This is a genomic window from Burkholderia ubonensis subsp. mesacidophila, from assembly GCF_002097715.1.
In the GTDB taxonomy this organism is placed as follows: Bacteria; Pseudomonadota; Gammaproteobacteria; order Burkholderiales; family Burkholderiaceae; genus Burkholderia; species Burkholderia mesacidophila.
In genome coordinates, this window is sequence record NZ_CP020738.1 from 169263 (window position 1) to 188746 (window position 19484).

3 protein-coding genes are annotated in these 19484 nt (G+C 75.1%); all 3 read right to left on the reverse strand.

Going from position 1 to position 19484, the window contains the following annotated elements:
- Positions 1–23: 23 nt before the first annotated feature.
- From B7P44_RS18400 to B7P44_RS18410, 3 genes are read right to left on the reverse strand one after another with little or no spacing between them, the layout of a single operon-like run.
- Positions 24–794 (reverse strand): SDR family NAD(P)-dependent oxidoreductase, encoded by a 771-nt coding sequence (locus B7P44_RS18400; RefSeq protein ID WP_084907045.1) that lies wholly within the window; start codon positions 792–794, stop codon positions 24–26.
- Complete coding sequence (locus tag B7P44_RS18405) at positions 784–11913, reverse strand: non-ribosomal peptide synthetase (RefSeq protein ID WP_084907046.1); 11130 nt, start codon at positions 11911–11913, stop codon at positions 784–786. Before B7P44_RS18405 ends, B7P44_RS18400 begins: the two co-directional genes overlap by 11 nt.
- Complete coding sequence (locus tag B7P44_RS18410) at positions 11910–19484, reverse strand: non-ribosomal peptide synthetase (RefSeq protein WP_167389809.1); 7575 nt, start codon at positions 19482–19484, stop codon at positions 11910–11912. Before B7P44_RS18410 ends, B7P44_RS18405 begins: the two co-directional genes overlap by 4 nt.

Here is a 19484-nt window from a genome sequence, read left to right on the forward strand (position 1 = left end):
TCCGAATCAAAAAAGCGCGGCGCTCAACCGAACGCGGCGCCGCCGTCGATCGCGAGCGTGCGGCCGACATACGCGTCGCATTCGATGATGAAGCGCAGCCCGAGCCAGATCTCGTCGGTCGACACCATTCGCTTGAGCGGCATCTCGTCGATCAGCCGCGCGCGGGTCGCGGCGTCGAGCGTGGCCGCCATCGGCGTGTCGGTGAGGCCGGGCGCGAGGCCCGCGACGCGCACGCGGTGCTCGGCGAGCTCGAGCGCCCAGGTGCGGGTCAGCGCGTCGAGGCCCGCCTTCGCGGCCGCGTAGTTCGACTGCCCCGCGTTGCCGGCGCTGCTGACCGACGAGATGTTGACGATCAGGCCGTCATGCGTCGCGCCGGCTTCGAGCCGCGCCGCGACGAACTCGCGCGCGAGCAGGAACGGCCCCGTCAGGTTGATGCCGATCACGCTGCCCCATTGCGCGGTGGGCAGCTTGCGCGCGTAGCGGTGCGCGTCGAGCGTCGCGAGCCGGCCGTCGCGCAGCACGCCCGCGTTGTTGACGAGCAGGTCGGGCACCGCGTCGTCGTCGACCAGCTCGGCCATCGCGGCCGCGACCGCGCGCTCCTGGCTCACGTCGACCGCCATCGTGCGCAGCCGCGCGGGTGTGGCGAGCGCGTCGGCGAGCGCGCGCAGGCCGGCCGCGTGGTGGTCGAGCGCGATCACGCGCGCCGCGCCCGCCGCGAGCAGCGCCTCGCAGAAGCGCTTGCCGATGCCGCTTGCCGCGCCCGTCACGAGCGCCGTGGTTCCTTCAATTCGCATCGCCGATCTCCTCGTTGACGACGTCGGTTTCCGATTGCGCCGCCGGTTGTGTTGCCGATTTTGCTGCGGTTTGCGCCGCCTGCTGCCGGCGCAGCGCGTCGCGTTCGGCGGGCGTCATGTCGCGCAGCCGCAGCCACGCGGCCGCGACTTTCGCCGCCGCGCCCGGCGACGTTTCGTGGCGCTCGATCAGCGCGGCCATGTCGGCCGGCGTGCGGCTCGCGAGCATCTCGCCGAGCGGCGGCTCGACGCCGAACAGCTGGATCACGCGCGCGTGAATCCGCGTGAGCAGCAGCGAATTGCCGCCGAGCTCGAAGAAGTCGCTGTCGGGCGCGATCGACGCGTCGTCGAACACGCGGCGCCACAGCGCGCACACCATGTCCTCGAGCGCGTTCGCGGCCGTGCGCGCCGGTGTGGCGGCGCGCGGGCGCGCGGGCGCCGCTGCCGCCGCGAGCGCGCGGCGGTCGAGCTTGCCGTTCGCGGTGCGCGGCAGCGCGTCGTGCAGCGCGAACATCTGCGGCACCATGTACGCGGGCAGCTGGCGCGCGAGCGCGTCGCGCAGCGGCGCGTCGTCGAACGGCCGCGCCGGGTCGCGCAGCACCAGGTGCGCCTCGAGCCCCCACGCGCGGCCGTCGAGCCCGCGCCGCACCGTCGCGGCCGCGTCGGCGATGTTGTCGAGCGCGCGCAGGTGGGCTTCGACGTCGCCGAGCTCGATCCGGTAGCCGTTGATCTTTACCTGATCGTCCGCGCGGCCGAGCAGCAGCAGCGTGCCGTCCTCGTTGCGCACCGCGAGGTCGCCGGTCGCATACAGGCGCGCGCCCGGCTCGGGCGACAGCGGATCGGGGCGGAAGCTGCGCGCGGTGCGGCCGGGCGCGCGCGTATAGCCTTGCGCGAGACCCGCGCCGGCGATCGTCAGTTCGCCGACGACGCCGGGCGGCGTCTCGTGGCCGTCCGCATCGACGACGCGCAGGCGCGTCGCGTCGAGCGCGCCGCCGATCCGGCCGGCGACGGCCGCGTCGGCGACGGGCTGCGCGGCCGACCAGATCGTCGTCTCGGTCGGCCCGTAGACGTTCAGCAGCGCGACGCCGCGCGCGAGCAGCGCGCCGGCCAGGTCGGCCGGCAGCGCCTCGCCGCCGCACCACGCATGGAAGCCCGGCTGCGGACGCCAGTCGGCCGACAGCAGCAGGCGCCACGTGAGCGGCGTCGCCTGCAGCACGGTGGTCCGCTGGTCGGCGAGCGCGCGCGCGAGCGCGACGCCGTTCGCGGCCGTCTCGGCGGACGCGATCGCGAGGTGCGCGCGGGTCACGAGCGGCAGGAAGAGTTCCAGCGCGGCGATGTCGAACGACACCGTCGTCACGCTCGTCAGCACGTCGTCCGCGCCGAGCGGGAAGCGCGCGGCGAAGCTGCGCAGCAGGTTGGCGAGGCCGCCGCGGCGCACGTCGACGCCCTTCGGGCGGCCCGTGCTGCCCGACGTGAAGATCGTGTACGCGAGCGCGTCCGGGTGCAGGCGTCGGGCGCGGGCGAGCGCGGTTTGCGCGGCGTCCAGGGTTTCGCCGCAGGCGGACGCGCCGGTACGCGCCGGCGTGATGACCGGCACGCCCGCATCGCCGACCTCGACGTCGGGATGCGCGACGATCGCGACCGGCTTCGCGTCGGCGAGCATCATCGCGCGGCGCTCGGCGGGCAGCAGCGGGTCGATCGGCACGTAGGCGGCGCCCGCGAGCAGCGCGCCGGCGAGCGCGGCGAGCAGATCGACGCCGCGCGGCAGGCAGACGGCGACCGTCGCGCCGGGGCCCGCGCCGGCCGCCGCGAGCCGGTCGGCGAGCTCGCCCGCTTCGGCGAACAGCGCGGCTCGCGTGATCGTGCGGTCCGGGCCGCGAATCTCGCTGGTCGGCGTGGCGTCGAGCGCGCGGGCGAACAGGTCGATCAGCGTGTCGGCGCCTGCATTCGCGAGCGGCGCGGACGGCGCGACTTCAGGCGCGGCGCAAGACGCGAGCGCTCCGATCGTGTCGCCGCGCTCATGCGCGATGCCGGCCGCAAGCTCGACGAGCGCGTCGACCAGCGCGTTCGCGCGCGCTGCCGGCAGCCGCGCCGCGTCGTGCACCGCGTCGATGACGAGGCCGTCCGCGTTCGGCTTCACGTACAGCATCAGCGGATAGTTCGGCGCCTCGTTCGCTTCGATCGCGCCGATCCGCAGGCCGTCCGCGTGCGCGCCCGCGTCTCGGTCGAGCGGATAGTTCTCGTAGACGAACACGCTGTCGAACAGCGGCTGCTGCGCGCTCGCGCCGCTCCACCGCTGCACGTCGACGAGGCTGCAATGCTCGTGCCGCGCGATGGCCGACTGCGCGGCGAACAGCTGGCGCAGGAACGTGCCGACGGGCAGCGCGGGCCGGCAGTCGACGCGCACGGGCAGCGTCGAGATCAGCGCGCCGACCATGCGCTCGACGTCGGCAATCTCGGCCCCGCGCCCGGCGAACGTGACGCCGAACGTGACGTCGCGGGTGCGCGCGACGCGCGACAGCAGCAGCGCATACGCACCTTCGATGACGGTGTTGAGCGTCACGCGCTCGCGCGCGGCGACGGCGTTCAGCGCGGCCGTCAGCTCGGGCGGCAGACGGCGGCGCACCGTGCCCGGCGCCGCCGCGTGCGCGCCCGCGCCGGCGGCAGGTGTCAGGCCGAGATCGAGCGGCACGTGGCGCGGGCCGAGCGTCGCGCGCCAGAATGCCTCGGCGTCGCGCAGGTCCTGCTGCGCGCGCAACCGTGCGGCGACGAAGCGTCCGTAGGACGGCGCGGCGGGCAGCGAAGGCGCGCGGCCGGCCGCGTCCGCTGCATAGCAGTGCGCGACTTCGCCGAGCAGGATCGCCATCGACCAGCCGTCGAGCAGCGCGTGATGATGGGTCCACACGAGTCGCCACGGCGCGCCGTCGCGGCGCAGCAGCGTGATGCGCATCAGCGGCGGCCGCGCGAGATCGACGCCGCGCGCGCGATCCTCGGCGAGGAACGCGGCGAGCGCGTGCTCGGGATCGCCATGCGCGCCGATCTCGCGGACTTCGAGCGCGAGCGGCCGCGGCGCGTGCACGCGCTGCACCGGCTCGTCCAGATCGCGCCACGCGAAGCTCACGCGCAGCGCGTCGTGCCGCGCGTAGACATGCGACCACGCGCGTTCGAGGCGCGCCGGATCGCACTCGCCGTCGATCGCCGCGACGATCTGCTCCAGATAGACGCCCGCCGACGCAGCGGCGGCGCGCGCGTGGTACAGCATCCCTTGCTGGGTCGACGTCAGGCTCCAGATGTCGACGACGGGCGGCTCGGCGTCGAGCAGCGCCGGCAGCGCATCCGCCGGCACGCGCGCGAGCGGGAAATCGCTCGGCGCCACCGCGGGCCGCGCGTCGCTCGCGGCGAGCAGCGCATGCAGCTCGGCCTGTGCGCGGGCGGCCAGCGTGCGCGCCTGCGCGTCGTCGAAGCGCCGCGCGTCGTAGTTCCAGCGCACGACGAGCCGGCCGTTCGCGACGAACGACACGACGTCGAGCGCGAAGCCGCGATCGTTGTCGTCGGCGGCGACGGGGCCGCAGTCTTCGCCGGCGAGCCGGATGCGCGATGCGGCGGGCAGCGCGCCGTCGGTCTGGCCGAGATAGTTGAAGCACACGTCGGGCAGCGCGCTCGTCGCGAGCGGATCGTCCGGCTGCGCGGCCGCAGCCGCGTCATGCAGCCATCCGTAGCCGCGGCCGTGCGCGGGCACCGCGCGCAGCGCGTCCTTCGCCGCGCGCAGGCGCGCGAGCGGCGACGGCGCGTCGAGCCGCTCGACGGCGAGCGGGTAGAGCGTCGTGAACCAGCCGAGCGCGCGCACGAGCGTCGCGTCCGAGCCGTCGCCGCGGCCGTGGTGCTCGACCGTCACGCCGACGCTGTTCGTGCCGGCCGTCTCGGCGAGCGCCGTCGCGAGCGCGGCGAGCAGCAATTCCTGCGCGCTCGCATGCAGCCGCGTCGCGCCGTCCTGCAGCAGGCGCGTCGTCGCGTCGGCGTCGAGCGCGTGCTCGACGGTGCGCTGGTCCGCGTAGCGCGCCGCGCCCGACGGCGCGAGCCGGCCCGCGCGGGCGGCGCGCGGCGCGGCCTCGCGCCAGTAGCGCCGTTCGGCGTCGTCGATCGCGGCGGCCGCCTGCGCGCGCGCCCAGGCGACGAAGCCGGACGGCGGCGCGGCGACCGGCTGCCCGTGCAGCGCGTCGTGCAGGTCGCGCGTCAGCACGCGCCACGACACGCCGTCGACGATCAGGTGGTGCATCACGAGCAGCAGGCGCGCGGAGCCGTCCGCGAAGCCGCGCACGTGGAGCGCGCGGAACAGCGGCGGCGCGGCGAGGTCGAGGCTGCGCTGCGCGTCGCGGGCAAGCGCCGCGAGCGCGTCGGCGGCGCCGTCGGCCGGCACGCGCGCGGTGTGGAACCACACCGCCGGCGCGCCCGCTTCGGCCAGCAATTCCTGCGTGACGCCGGCGTCGCCGGCCGTGAAGCGCACGCGAAACACGTCGTGCGCGGCAACGACGGCGGCGAGCGCGTCGCGCACCGTGTCGTCGGCGAGCTCGCCCGGCACGTCGAGCATCAGCGCCTGGTTCCAGTGCGCGGGCGCCGGCTGGCGCAGCGCGAAGAACCGCGCCTGCGCGGGCGTGAGCGGCACCGGGCCCGGCAGCGCGGCGGCCGTGGCGCCGGCCTCGGCGCCGACGCGCACCGCGATGCGCGCGAGCGCCGCGATCGTCGGATGTTCGAACACGTCACGCGGCGAGATCTGCCAGCCGCGCTGGCGGGCGCGCGCGCTCACCTGCAAGCTGACGATCGAGTCGCCGCCGAGCGCGAGGAAGTCGTCGTCCGCGCCGATCGCCGCGCGGCCGGGCAGCAGCTCGCGCCAGATGTCCGCGAGCATGTGCTCGACGGGCGTCGCGGGCGCGCGCGACGGCGCGGCGCGGCCGGCTGGATCGCCGGCCGGATCGATGGACGGAAAGCCGTTGCGGTCGGTCTTGCCGTTCGGCAGCAGCGGCCAGTCGACGGTTTCGACGAAGGCGCCCGGCACGAGCGACGCGGGCAGCCGCTCGCCGAGGAAGCGCCGGTAGTCGGCCGGCGCGGTATCGGCGGCGGCGCCGGCGTGCCGTTCGATCCACGCGACGAGGCGCACGCTGCCGTCCGGCATCGCGCGCGGCAGCACCGCGCAGCGCCGCACGGCCGGGTGCGCCGCGAGCAGGCTTTCGATCTCACCCGGCTCGACCCGCCAGCCGCGCAGCTTCAGCTGCTGATCGCCACGGCCGAGATAGTCGAGCCGGCCGTCGGGCAGGCGGCGCGCGAGGTCGCTGGTGCGGTACAGGCGGCCGCCGGCCGCGCCCGGCAGCGGATTCGGCCGGAAGCGTCGCGCGGTTTCGCCGGGGCGGCCGTGATAGCCGCGCGCGAGCCCCGCGCCGCCGATCCAGATCTCGCCGGCGACGCCGGCCGGCACGGGTTCCATGTGCTCGTCGAGGATGAACACGCTGACGTTGTCGATCGGCGTGCCGAGCGACGGCGGTGCGTCGTCGGTCGCGCCGTCTGCATCGACGGTATCTACGGTATCTACGATTACGCAGCTCGTCGCATCGACGGTCGTCTCGGCCGGGCCGTACAGGTTGATCAGCCGTGCGCGCCAGGTCTGCCGGAAGCGCTCGGCTGTCGCGCCGCGCAGCGCCTCGCCGCCGACGAACACGCGCGTCACGCGGCGCATCCGGGTGATCGCGGCCGGGTCGTCGAGGATCACGTCGAGCAGGCTCGGCACGAGCTGCACGACCGTCGCGCCGTTTTGCTCGACGGCGTCGGCGAGCGCGTTCACGTCGCGCGACGCATCGGCGGGCGCGAGCGCGAGCGTCGCGCCGCTCGCGAGCGGCGCCCAGAATTCCCACACCGATGCGTCGAAGCTCACCGGCGTCTTTTGCAGCACGACGTCCGTTGCGTCGAGCGGGAAGCGGCGCGCCATCCAGTGCATGTGGTTCGCGAGCGCGCCGCGCGACACCGCGATCGGCTTGGGCCGTCCGGTCGAGCCGGACGTGAAGACGAGGTACGCGAGCGCGTCGTCGGGCACGTCGCGCGCGATCGGCGCGGCATCGGCCGCCACGGCACCGGCCGCCGCGGCAATGGCCGCCACACGGAAGTCGTCGAGCAGCAGCAGGTCGGCGCGCGGCGTCGGCAGTTGCGCGGCCGTCGCCTCGGTCGCGACGACGAGCGCGGGCCGCGCATCGTCGAGCGTCATCTGCAGCCGCGCGGCGGGCAGGCCCACGTCGAGCAGGCAATACGCGCCGCCGGCCTTCAGCACGCCGACGAGCGCGACCGCGAGCCGTACGTCGCCCGGCGTGAGCGCGATCGCGACGACCGTGTCCGCGCCGACGCCCCGCTGGACGAGGCGCGCGGCGAGCGCGTCCGACGCGGCGTCGAGCGCGGCGAAGTCGAGTTCCGCGTCGACGCCGCGCACCGCGCAGCGCTGCGGATGCGCGCGCGCCGCGGCGCGCACGCGCGCGAGCAGGTCGCCCGCCGGCACGTCGACCGGCTCGCCGTGCGACGCACGCAACGCGGCGTCGTCGGCGGCGGCGAAGCGCGCGCCGGCATCGTCCGGCCGCGCCGCGAAATGCTCGGCCGCCTGCGCATAGCGATCCGCGAGCCATGCGATCTGCGCGTCGGAGAACGCGTCGCGGTCATAGGACAGCGACACCGTCATCCCGCGCGCGCCGTCGTTCGTGCGCGTGACGGCGAACGTCGTCGCGCACGGAATCTCGACCGCTTCGTGGCTGCGGGCCTCGAAGACCGTCAGCGCGCCGTCGCGCCGCAGGTCGTCATACGCATGGAAGTCGACGAAATTGAACGACGTGTCGAACAGCGCCGCGCCGTCGCCGGCCGCGCGCAGGCTCGCGATCGCGGCCATCGGGTAGCGGCGGTGCGCGAACAGGTCGGCTTCGGCGGCGGCGACCGCGCGCGCGAGGTTCGTCCAGCCGCGCGCCTCGACGCCGAGCCGGAACGGCAGCGTGTTGAGGAACAGGCCGACCATCGCCGCGCCGTCGGCTTCGGCCGGGCGGCCGTTCGACACGAGGCCCGTCACGACGTCGCGCGCGCCGTTCGCGAGCGACAGCACCTGCAGGTGGATCGCGAGCAGCAGCGCCTTGAGCGGCAGGCCGTTGCGCTCCGCATGCGCGCGCAGCGCGGCGACGGTCGCCGCCGGCAGCGTGCGATCGTGCCGGCCCGCGCGCGGCGTGTGCGGATCGCGCGCCGCGCGCGGCCAGCGCGGCAGCGCGGTCGACGGCGCGCCGGCGAGCCGTTCCGTCCAGAAGCGCCGCGTGTCGGCGTCGTCGAGCGCGGCTTGCTCCAGCCGCACGAATTCGCGATACGGCGTGGCCGGCGCGACGATCTCGCCGCCGCCGACGAGCGTCGCGAAATCGGCGAGCAGCCGCGCGACGCTCCAGCCGTCGAGGATCGCGTGATGGAACGCGATGCCGACCTGCCATTCGTCGTCGCCCAGCGCCTGCAGCACGATGCGCAGCAGCGACGGCTGCCGCGGGTCGCAGCGCTCGGCGCGCAGCCGCGCGAGCAGGTCGGTGAAGCGACGCTCGCGTTCGAGCGGGTCGAGCGCGCTCAGGTCCTCGATGTCGGCCTGCGGCGTCGCGCGCGCATGGACGAGCTGCAGCGGCCGCTCGACGCCGTCGAGCAGGAAGCGCGTGCGCAGCGCCGGATGCGCGGCGGCGAGCGCGTCGAGCGCGGCCGGAACGCGTGCGATGTCGATTGGCGCCCGCACGTGGAAGCACATCGCGTCGTAGTACAGGTCCCGCTCGTCGCCGGATTCCGCGTGATGCAGCATGCCCGCCTGCAGGCGGGCGAGCGGGTACGCATCCTCGACGTCCGCCGGCAGGCGGCGGCGCTCGTCGTCGCTGATCAGCGAGAACGGCGCGGCGAGCGGCGCGCGTTCGCGCGGCGCCTGGGCGTCCTGCCGGTCGCGCGGCTTCGCGGCCAGCAGCGCCTCGATCGTCCGGTGCCGAAACAGGTCCGCGATGTCGAGCGCGAAGCCGCGCTCGCGCGCGAGGCCGGCCACGCGGATGCTGCGGATCGAATCGCCGCCGAGCGCGAAGTAGTCGTCGCGCACGCCGACCGCGTCGACGCCGAGCGCTTCGCGCCAGATGTCCGCGAGCGCCGCCTCGTCGGCGTTGCGCGGCGCGACGTGCGCATCCGCCGCGCGGGCCGGCGCGGGCAGCGCGCGCCGGTCGAGCTTGCCGTTCGACGTCAGCGCGAACGCGCTCGTCGCGATCAGGAACGACGGCACTTCGTGCGCGGGCAGCCGCGCGTCGAGATGGCGGCGCAGCGCGTCGACGTCGACCGTGACGCCGGGCCGCGCGACGAACCATGCGCACAGGCGCGCGTCCTGCATGTCCTGCGTGTCCGCTCGGCTGCGCTCGGCCGCGACGAACGCGTCGGCGACGCCCGGATGCGCGAGCAGCGCCGCGCGGACTTCATTCGGCTCGATCCGGTGGCCGCGGATCTTGAGCGCGTCGTCGCCCCGGCCGACGTACACGAGCTCGCCGTGCGCGTCGCGCCGCGCGAGGTCGCCCGAATGGTAGACGCGCGCCGCGCCGACGCCGGTGAAGCGCTGCGCGGTGAGCTCGGGCCGGTTCAGGTAGCCGAGCGCGACGCCCGCGCCGCCGACCACGATCTCGCCCGTCGCGCCGTCGGGAACGTCGTGGCCGCAGGCGTCGACGACGCGCAGCGTGAGGTCCGCGAGCGGCTCGCCGATCGGCGACGCGTCGGCGTCCACGTCACGCGCGTGCATCGTGCGCAGCGTCGCGTGCACGGTGATCTCGGTGATCCCGTACATGTTGTTCAGGCGCGGCGTCGCGTCGCCGCGCCGCGCGATCCAGCCGGCGAGGTCGCGCGGGTGGAGCGCCTCGCCGCCGAACACGACGTGGCGCAGCGCGAGCGCGAGCCGCAGCCGCGCGTCGGCCGCATCGAGCATCCGGAACGACGACGGCGTCTGGCTCAGCATCGTCACGCGCTCGGCGCCGAGCAGCGCGAGGAGCGCGTGCGGATCGCGCGCGCTCTCCCGCGACGCGATCACGACGCGCCCGCCATGCAGCAGCCCGCCCCACAGCTCCCACACCGAGAAATCGAACGCGAACGAATGCGTGCAGCTCCACGTGTCGTGCGGGCCGAAGCCGAAGTGCGCGCGCGTCACGGCGAACAGGCGGCTCACGTTGTCGTGGCTGACGAGCACGCCTTTCGGCTGGCCGGTCGAGCCCGACGTGTAGATCACGTAGGCCGGCTGGTCGCGCTCGACCGGCTCGAACGCCGTGTCGTCGGCCGGCGCCGGCCAGGCGTCGACGTCGTCGATCAGCAGCAGGTCGCAGCCTTGCGGCGCGCGCGCGGCGGTCGAGCGCACGGCGAGCAGCTGGCGCGCGCCGCTGTCGGCGACGAGGTACGCGAGCCGTTCGTCCGGATGCGTGCTGTCGAGCGGCACGTAGCAGCCGCCCGCGAGCAGCACGCCGAGCATCGCGGCGACGGCCGACGCGTCGCGCTCGAGCAGCAGCGCGACGCGATCGCCGCGCGCGAGCCCCGCGGCGCGCAGCCGGGCGGCAATCGCGCGCGCATGCGCGGCGAGCTGCGCATACGATGCGCGCCCGCCCGAATGCGTGACGGCGATGCGCTCGCCGGCATCGGCTGCGATCGCGAGAAATTGTTGCGCGAGGCCGGGGGCATGACGCTCATCGGCGGCAGCCGACGGCAACGCCAGCCGTTCCGGCCGCAGCCCGACGTCGCGCAGCGGCGCCGCCGCGTGTTCGACGAACGCCTGCACGACATGCAGCACCGCGTCGAGCACGCCCTGCGCGGCGTGCGCGTCGATGCGCGCCTCGTCGAAGCCGAGCTTCACGCCGATCTGCTCGGGGCCCGGCGCGAAGCTCAGCGTCAGCGGCAGGTGCGTATGCTCTTCCTGCTGGACCTCCGAGATCCGGAAGCCGACGTCGGCCGTCTCCAGCGCGTCCTGCAGCGGGAAATTGTCGACCGCGACGAGGCATTCGAACAGCGGCCGGTCCGGCGCGACGCCGGCCGCGTCGCGCACGTCGGGCAGCGCGCAGTGCGCGAGCCGCAGCAGGCCGTGCTGGCCGCGCTGCACGTCGCCGAGCCACTCCACGACGCTGAGCCCGTCCGGCACCGCGATCCGGAACGGCACGGTGTTCGCGAGCAGCCCGACCATCTGCTGGATGCCGTCGACGGGCGCGGTGCGGCCCGACAGCACGAGCCCGAACACGGCTTCGTCCGCGCGCGCGAGACGGCTCAGCACGAATGCGCACGCGCCGATCAGCACGGTGCCGGCCGTCACGCGCGCCGCCGCCGCGAGCCGCACGACGTCCGCCGCGGGCAGCGTGGCGCGCAGCGCGCGCATGCGCCGGCCGTCTTCGCCGGGCCGCGCCGGGCGATCGACGCCGAGCGGCATCGGCAGGCTCGCGCCGTCGAGCAGGGTGCGCCACGCGTCGACGTCGCGCGCGCGATCCTGCGCGCCGAGCCAGTCGACGTAATCGGAGAAACGCGCGGCGGCGGGCTGCGCCGCGTGCGCCGGGTTCGCGTAGAGCGCGAAGAAATCCTTCAGCACGAGCGGCAGCGACCAGCCGTCGATGATCACGTGATGATGGGTCCACACGAGTGTCCAGCGCGCGTCGTCGTCGCGGATCAACGCGACGCGCATCAGCGGCGGACGGTTCAGCCGGAAGCCCTGCCGGCGCTGTTCGTCGGCGAAGCGGGCCAGCGCGTCGGCGCGCGTGCCGGCGGGGCGGCCACGCCAGTCTTCGACGATCAGCGGCACCGTCGCGTCGGCGAACACGACTTGCCGCGGCTCGGACTGTCCGCGCGTGACGAACGCGCTGCGCAGCGTTTCGTGACGGCGTACCAGCGCCGCGAGCGCGGCCCGGAAGCGCTCGGGGTCGACGTCGCCGTCGAGCCGGCAGACGATCTGCTCGAGATAGGCGGGGCTGTCGGGCGTCGCGAGCGCGTGGAACAGCATGCCGCGCTGCAGCGGCGACAGGCCGATGATGCGCTCCACGGCAGGGGTGGCGCGCGGGTCGGAAACGGCGGGGCGGGTCTGAGCTTGGCTCATTCGGTATCCGTAAGGTCGAGAAGCAGGGCGTCGAGTTCGGCGGGCCGCAAATGTTCGCCGCCCGGCAGCGGCGACGATGGCGGCTGCGACGCGGTAGGCGTCGCGTCGAGTCGTGCGGCGAGATGCGCGCACAGCGAGCGGAGCGCGTCGTCGGTCAGCGCGGCGAGGCGGTCGATGTCGGGCGGTGCGGTGGTGTCGCACGGCGCGCCGCTGTATGCGAAGCGGATCGACAGCGCGCCGGCCGCGATCGCCGCGTCGATCGCGAGCGGATGCGGCACCGGGTCGTCTGGCGCGCGGCCGTCGGGCAGGCCGCCCGCCGCGATGCGCGCGCCGAGCTCGGGCAGCGCGCCGGCGTCGCCGTCGGCGGCCGTGCCGAGATAGTTCCAGCTGACCGCGCGCGGGCGCGCATCGGCGAGCGTGCCGTGCTGCGTCAGCACGCCGAAGCCGACGCCGCCGTCGGGCACCGCGCGCAGCAGCGCCTTCGCGCGCGCGATCGCGGCGTTCCAGTCGTCGTCGGACTCGATGCGCAACGGATAGACGCAGGTGAACCAGCCGACCGTCTGCGACACGTCGGCGTCGACGCCTGCCGGCACCTGCCGGCCGTGGCCTTCGACGTCGAGCCGCAGCGCGGCGTCGCCGGTCCAGTCGCGCCAGGCGCGTGCGAGCGCGGTGAGCAGCAGTTCGTGCGTGCGGGTGTCGTGCACGCGATTGAGCGGGCCGTTCAGTTGAGCGGTGAGGTCGGCGTCGAACGCGAGCCGCACGATGTCGAGCGCGTCGACGCGGCCCGCTGCGCCGAGCGTGTCGGCGGCATCACCGGCCGTGGCGGCCAGCATCGATTCCCAGAAGCCGCGCTCGGTCTCGCGGGCGGCCGCGGTCGCGGCGAGCGCGCCGTTCCAGCGGCGGTAGCTCGTCGAGCGCGGCGCGGCCGGCATCGGTTCGCCGCGCCGCGCGGCGCGGTAGTACGCGTCGAGATCGGCGAGCAGGATGCGCCACGACGCGACGTCCATCACCAGGTGGTGGGCGACGACGATCAGCTCCGGCGCGCCGGTCGGGCCGTGCGGCACGTAGGCGGCATGCGCGACGGGGCCGTGCACCGGATCGAGCGTCGCCTGCAGCGTGGCCGCGTATGCATTGAGCGCCGCGTCGTCCGCGAGCGCGCCGGATGTGATTGCAAGCGGCAGCAGCGCCGCACCGTCGCGCGGCGCATAGCGCTGCCGCCAGCCGTTCGCGTCACGTTCGACGCGCAGCCGCAGTGCGTCGTGACGCAGCGCGAGCGCGGCCAGCGCGCGGGTGAGCGCGTCGGGATCGAGCGGCGCCGCGAGCGCGAGCCGCACGTCGATCGTGAAGCGTCGGGGCGCGTCACCACTGCGTTCGAGGAACCAGCGCTGGATCGGCGCGAGCGGGACCTCGGCTACGTCGGGTTCCGGCTCGGGCGCAAGCGTGCGAGCTTCGACAGCGACGCGCGCGCGGCAGACGTCGGCGATCGCGCGCGGCGTGCGCAGCTCCAGCACCTCGCCCGCGCCGATCTTGACGCCGTGCCGCAGCAGCGTCGCGCCGACCTGCAGCGCGAGGATCGAGTCGCCGCCGAGCGCGAAGTAGTCGTCGTCGACGCGCGCGTCGGGCACGCCGAGCACCTGGCGGAACGCGTCGCGCACCCAGCGCTCGACGTCGTCGCGCGGTGAGTCGGCCACAGCATCGGCCACCGCGTCGCCGGCTGGGCGCGGCGCCGGCGCGTGCGCGTCGCGCAGCGTCGCGCGATCGATCTTGCCCGACGACGTGAGCGGCCAGTCCGTCACGGCGACGAAGCGCGCCGGCACCTCGTGCGGCGCGAGCGCGCGAGCCGCATGCGCGCGCAGCGCGTCGGCGTCGAACGTGGCGGCGTCGCGCGGAATCACGAACGCGGTCAATTCCGGGCGGCGCCCGGATTCGGTCACGTCGACCAGCGCCTCGCGCACCGACGGATCGCGCAGCAGCACGCCGGCGATGCCGTCCGGATCGATCCGGTAGCCGCGCAGCTTCACGTGGCCGCCCGCGCGGCCGAGATAGCGGATCGAACCGTCGGCGAGCATGACGCCGCGATCGCCGGTCCGGTACAGGCGCGCGCCCGGCTGGGCCGACGTCGGGTCCGGCACGAAGCTCGCGGCGGTGAGCCCGGGGCGGCCGAGATAGCCGCGCGCGAGCGCGGGCCCGCCGACGCAGATCTCGCCCGCGACGCCGGCCGGCGCCACGCCGAGCCATTCGTCGAGCACGACGGTCCGTACGCCTGAGATGCCCGCGCCGATCGGCGGCAGCGGCTCGTGGGCGTCGCACGCGTGCATATTCGTGCAGACGGTCGCTTCGCTCGGCCCGTACGCGTTGACGACCCGGCGGCCGCGCGCCCAGCGCGCGAGCAGCCCGGCGGGCGCGGCCTCGCCGGCGGCGACGATCGTCCGGACGCCGGCGAGATCGGCGTCGTCGAGCGCCGCGAGGAGCGACGGCGGCAGCGTGACGTGCGTGATGCTGCCCGCGCGGGCGGCGTCGATCAGCGCATCCGACGTGCCGCTCTGCTTCGCGCCTTCGGGCGGCAGCACGAGCGCGGCGCCGCTCGACAGCGCCGTGAAGATCTCCGCGACCGACGCATCGAACGTGAGCGGCGGGAACAGGAAGATCCGGCTGTGCGCGTCGACCGCGAACCCCGCGTGCATCGCGCGGCACATGTTCGCGATGCCCGCGTGCGTGACGCCGACGCCTTTCGGCTCGCCGGTCGAGCCCGACGTGTAGATCACGTAGGCGAGGCTCGACGGCGGCGGCGCTGCGTGCTCTGCCGCCGCGTCGCCGGCTGCTTCGAGCAGGTCGGCGATGCGCAGCGCGGTGATACCGTCCGCGCCGTCCGCATCGGTCGGCGTCGATTCGTCCGCGACGATCACGAAGCGCGCGCCGGCGTCGCGCAGCATGTAGCTCAGGCGGGCGGGCGGATAGTGCGGATCGAGCGGCAGGTAAGCGGCGCCCGCCTTGAGGATGCCGAGGAGCGCCGCGATCGCGTGCGCGCCGCGCGGCAGCATCATCCCGACGATCGTCTCCGGTCCGGCGCCGAGCCGGCGCAGGTGCGCGGCGATCGTGTCGGCCCGGCGCGCGAGCGCCGCGTAGGTCAGCGTGTCGGTCGGCGTGATCAGCGCGGGCGCGTCGGGTTGGCGTGAGGCCGTGCGCTCGAACAGTTCATGCGCGAGCGGCGCGTCGGGCGCGGCGAGCGCGGAGTCGGGCCGCGCGGCCGGCTCGTCGCCGATTTCGGCGAGCGTCGCGTCGGGCGTCGCGGCGAACCGCTCGACGAGCCGTGCAAGCCGTTCGACGAGCGCCGCCGCCTGCGCGTCCGGATAGCGGTTCGCGTCGTATTCGAGCCGCAGCGTGAAGCGCTCGCCGGGAATGATCGCGAGCGTGACCGGGTAGTTCGTGTGCTCGTGATAGTCGGGCCGTGCGAACACGAGGCCGTCGGGCGCGGCGAAGTCGCCGTCGACCGGATAGTTCTCGAACACGACGAGCGTGTCGAACAGGTCGTTCGTCTCCGCGCCGGCCGCGCGCAGGATGTCGGGCAGGCGCTCGTGCTCGCTCGAGAGCAGCTCGGCGAGCGCCTGCTGCACGCGGCCGAGCAGCGTGCGGACGGTCTGCGCCGGGGCGAGCGTCACGCGCAGCGGCAGCGTGTTGATGAAGAGGCCGATCATCGCGTCGGCGCCCGGCGCGCCGCTCGATCGGCCCGACAGCGTGACGCCGAATGCGACGTCCGCGCCGACGCCGCTGCGCGCGAGCAGCAGCGCCCACGCGGCGTCGAACACGGTGCTCGGCGTCACGCCGGCATCGCGTGCAAGCCGCTCGATCGCGTCGCTCGCCACGCGCGTCAGCGCGATGTCGTGGCGCGCCTGGCGCGCCGGGCCTCGCGCAGGGGCGGCGAGGCGCGCAGGCGCCAGCCCCGCGAGGCGGGCGCGCCACGCGTCATGCGTTGCGCCCGCCTCGCGCAGCGCGAGCCACGCGAGATGGTCGGCGAAACGGCGCGGCGCGGGCAGCGCGGCGTCGCGGCCCGTATAGATCGCGATCAGCTCGCGGAAGAACACCGGAATCGACCAGCCGTCGAGCAGGATGTGATGGAAGCTCCACAGCCAGCGGTGGCGTTGCGGGCCGAGCGCGGCAACTGCCAGGCGCATCAGCGGCGGGCGCGCCAGGTCGAACGGCTGCGCGGCGTCGTCGCGCAGCCATTGCGCGAGCCGCGCGTCCTGCTCGGCCGGCGTGGCGGCGTCGGACCAGTCGAGCCACGCGACGGGCAGCGTCGGCTGCGCATCGACGAACTGGATCGGCCGGCCGGCCGCGCGCGCGACGAAGCCCGCGCGCAGCGCATCGTGCCGCGCGAGCATCGCCTGCCACGCGGCCGCGAAACGCGGCAGGTCGAGCGGGCCGTCGACGACCGCCGTGATCTGCTCGTGGAACGCGGTCGATGCGCGATGCGCGCTCGTCTCGAACAGCATGCCCTCCTGCAACGGCGTGAGGCTCGCGAGCGTCGCCGCGTCGGCGACCTCGGGGGCGAGTTCGTCCATCTCGTGCTGCGCGAGGCGCGCGAGCGGATGGTCGGCCGCGAGCCGCGGCGCGGCGGCGATCGCGTCGAGCAGCGCGTCGAGCCGCGCGATCCAGCGCTGCGCCGCGTCGTGCACGCGCTGCGGATCGAGCACCTGCGGCGCATAGCGCCAGTCCATCCGCAGCTCGCCGTCGATCACGCTCGCGACCACGTCGAGCGTGAAGCTGCGGCGGTTCGCGGCGGCGCGCTCGCCGACGATCAGGTCCGGGCGCAACGCGAACGCGCCGTTCGCCGGGCGGCCGATCACGCCGAGGAAGTTGAAGCTGATCTCCGGCAGCCCGGCGGCGTCGAGCCGCTGCCGGGCGTCGGGCGATGCGCCGAGCCAGCGCGCGAGGCCGTATTCGTGCCGGCGCGGCGCGAGCGCGGCGAGCGCGTGCGCGGCGCTCGCGAGCAGGTCGAGCGGCGCGTCGTCGCGCAGGCAGCCGTCGAGCACGATCGGGCTGAGCGCGGTGAACCAGCCGACGAGCGACGACGCGTCGACGCCGTATTCGCCATCCCGGCCGTGATGTTCGAGCGTCAGCGCGACGCGCTCGCTGTCGAGCGCGGGCGCGAGCGCCGCGCACAGCGACGCGATCAGGATCGCCTGGGTGCGCGAGCGGCGGCCGGCCGGGCCGCTGTCGAGCAGGCGCGCGGTTTGCTGCGGTGACAGGCGCCACGTGTCGACGCGCGTGTCGGCTTCAAGCCCCGGGGCCTTGGTATCCGCACGCGTTGGCAGCGTCGCGAAGCCGCGCTCGGCGAGCGCGAGCCACGGCGCGGGGTCGGCCGCCAGCGCGGCGGCGCTCGCCGCGCGATGCCAGTCCGCGAGCGACACGGCCGGGGCGGGCGGCGGCGCGTCGCCCGCGAGCGACGCGGCGAGCTGGTGCAGCAGCACCGACCACGAGAACGCGTCGACGGCGACGTGATGCACGGCGAGCGCGAGCAGTGCCGGCGCGCCGTCGCGGCGGATCAGCGCGGCGCGCGCGAGCGGGCCGTTTCGCAGGTCGAGCCGCGCGGCGAGCGACGCGATCGCCGAGCGCGCGTCGTCGTCGTTCGCGGCCGTGCGGACGTCGAGCGGAAAGCGCTCCGGCGCGTCGTCCGGCGCGAACGCGACGCTCGCGCGGCCCGCGTCGAGCGTCACGCGCTGGCGCAGCGCCGCGTGCTGCGCGGCCAGCTGCCGCAACGCGTCGCGCAGCGGCTCGGGTGCGATCGCGTGGGTCGTCTCGACGACGATCGTCTGCGCCCAGTGATTCGGCTCGGCGAGACCGAGCTGCGCGAACCACGCGACGATCGGCGTCGGCGGCAGCGCGTCGTCCACGTGCGGCTCGCCGGCGGCTTGCGTCGCGGCAAGCGGCGCGTGAGCGCGCGGCGCGCGATCGAGTGCTTCCGCGAGCGCGCGCAGGCTGGCGCCGCCGAGCATCTGGGCGGGCGTCAGGTGTAGTCCCTTGCCGCGCGCCTCGACGATCGCGCGCAGCGCGCTCAGGCTGTCGCCGCCGAGCGAGAAGAAGCTGTCGTCGCGGCCGGGCTCGCGGCCGAGGATGCGGGCCCAGACTTCGGCGAGCGCTTGCTCGGTCGGGGTGGCGGGCGGCGTGGGCGCGGCGTCGGCGTGGCAGGCGTCGTCGCTTTCGTGCGTCGTCGCGTCAGCGGCCGGCGCGATCGGCTGCGGCGCCGCGAGTCCCGGCAGCGGCAATTGCGCGATCGGCGCGTGCGGATCGCGCAGCGCCGCGTCGAGCAGCTCGGCGAAGCTTGCGAGCCAGGTGTCGGCGGCCTGCGCGTCGAGCACGTCGCAGCGATGCTCGAGCGCCGCATGCAGCGCGTCCGCGCGCGGCTCGACCATCATCGTCAGGTCGAATTTCGCGGTGGCCGGATACACGGGCACGACGTCGATCGACAGCGTGCCGAGCCGCGGCGCGCGCAGCGGCGCGCTCTGCAGCGCGAACAGCGCGTGGAAGAGCGGCGTGTCGACCGCGTCGCGCGCATGCCGCCGCGCGACCTCGTCGAACGGCGCGCGCGAATGCGCGAACGCCTCGAGCACGACGCCGCGGCAGCGCGCGACCAGCGTCGCGAAATCGGGCTCGCCCGACACGTCGATGTCGAGCACGAGCGTATTCGCGAAGAAGCCGATCATCGGCTCGAACTCCGGGCGCAGCCGGTTCGCGACCGGCGTGCCGATCGCGAGCCGCGTCGCGCCGCTCGCGCGATGCAGCAGCGCGGCGAACGCGGCGAGCAGCACGACGAACGGCGTCGTGTCGGCTGCGCGCGCGTGCTGCTCGACGCGCCCGCCGCGCATCGTGGCGAGCGGGCGCTGTGTCGTCCTGCCTTGGGCCGTGCGCCGCGTTGCAGGATCGGCCGCGCGTGGAAACGGCAACGGCGCGAGCGGCGCAAGCCGGCCCGCCCAGAAATCGACGTCGGCGGTCAGCACGTCGCCGGCTTCTTCTTCCCAGCTCGCGTAGTCGCCGTACTGGAGCAACGGCTCGTCGGGCGCGCTTGCCGCCGCGCCGGTTTCGAACGCGTATTGCGCGTCGAGCTCGCCGACGATCCGGTCGAGCGACCAGCCGTCGCACGCGATGTGATGGATCACGAGCGACAGCACGTGCTCGTCCGGCGCAAGCGCGAACAGCGTCGCGCGCAGCATCTGCGGGCGACGCAGGTCGAACGGCGTCGCCGCTTCGTCGGCGAGGCGCGCGTGCAGCGCGTCGCGCGCGAGCGGCTCGCGTGCGAGCTCGAATGCCGCATCCTCGTGCACGAACTGCATCGGCTCGCCGTCGACCGCGCCGTAGCTCGTGCGCAGGATTTCATGGCGGCGCACGAGCGCGTCGAGGCTGCGCGCGAGCGCGTCGGCGTCGAGCGCGCCGACGATGCGCAGCGCGAGCGGGATCGCGTAGGCGGTCGAGCTCGGGTCGAGCTCGGCCAGCATCCACAGGCGCCGCTGCGCGCGCGCTTGCGGATAGACGAAGACGTCGTGCGTGTCGAGCGGATCGCGGTTCGTTTGCGTCAT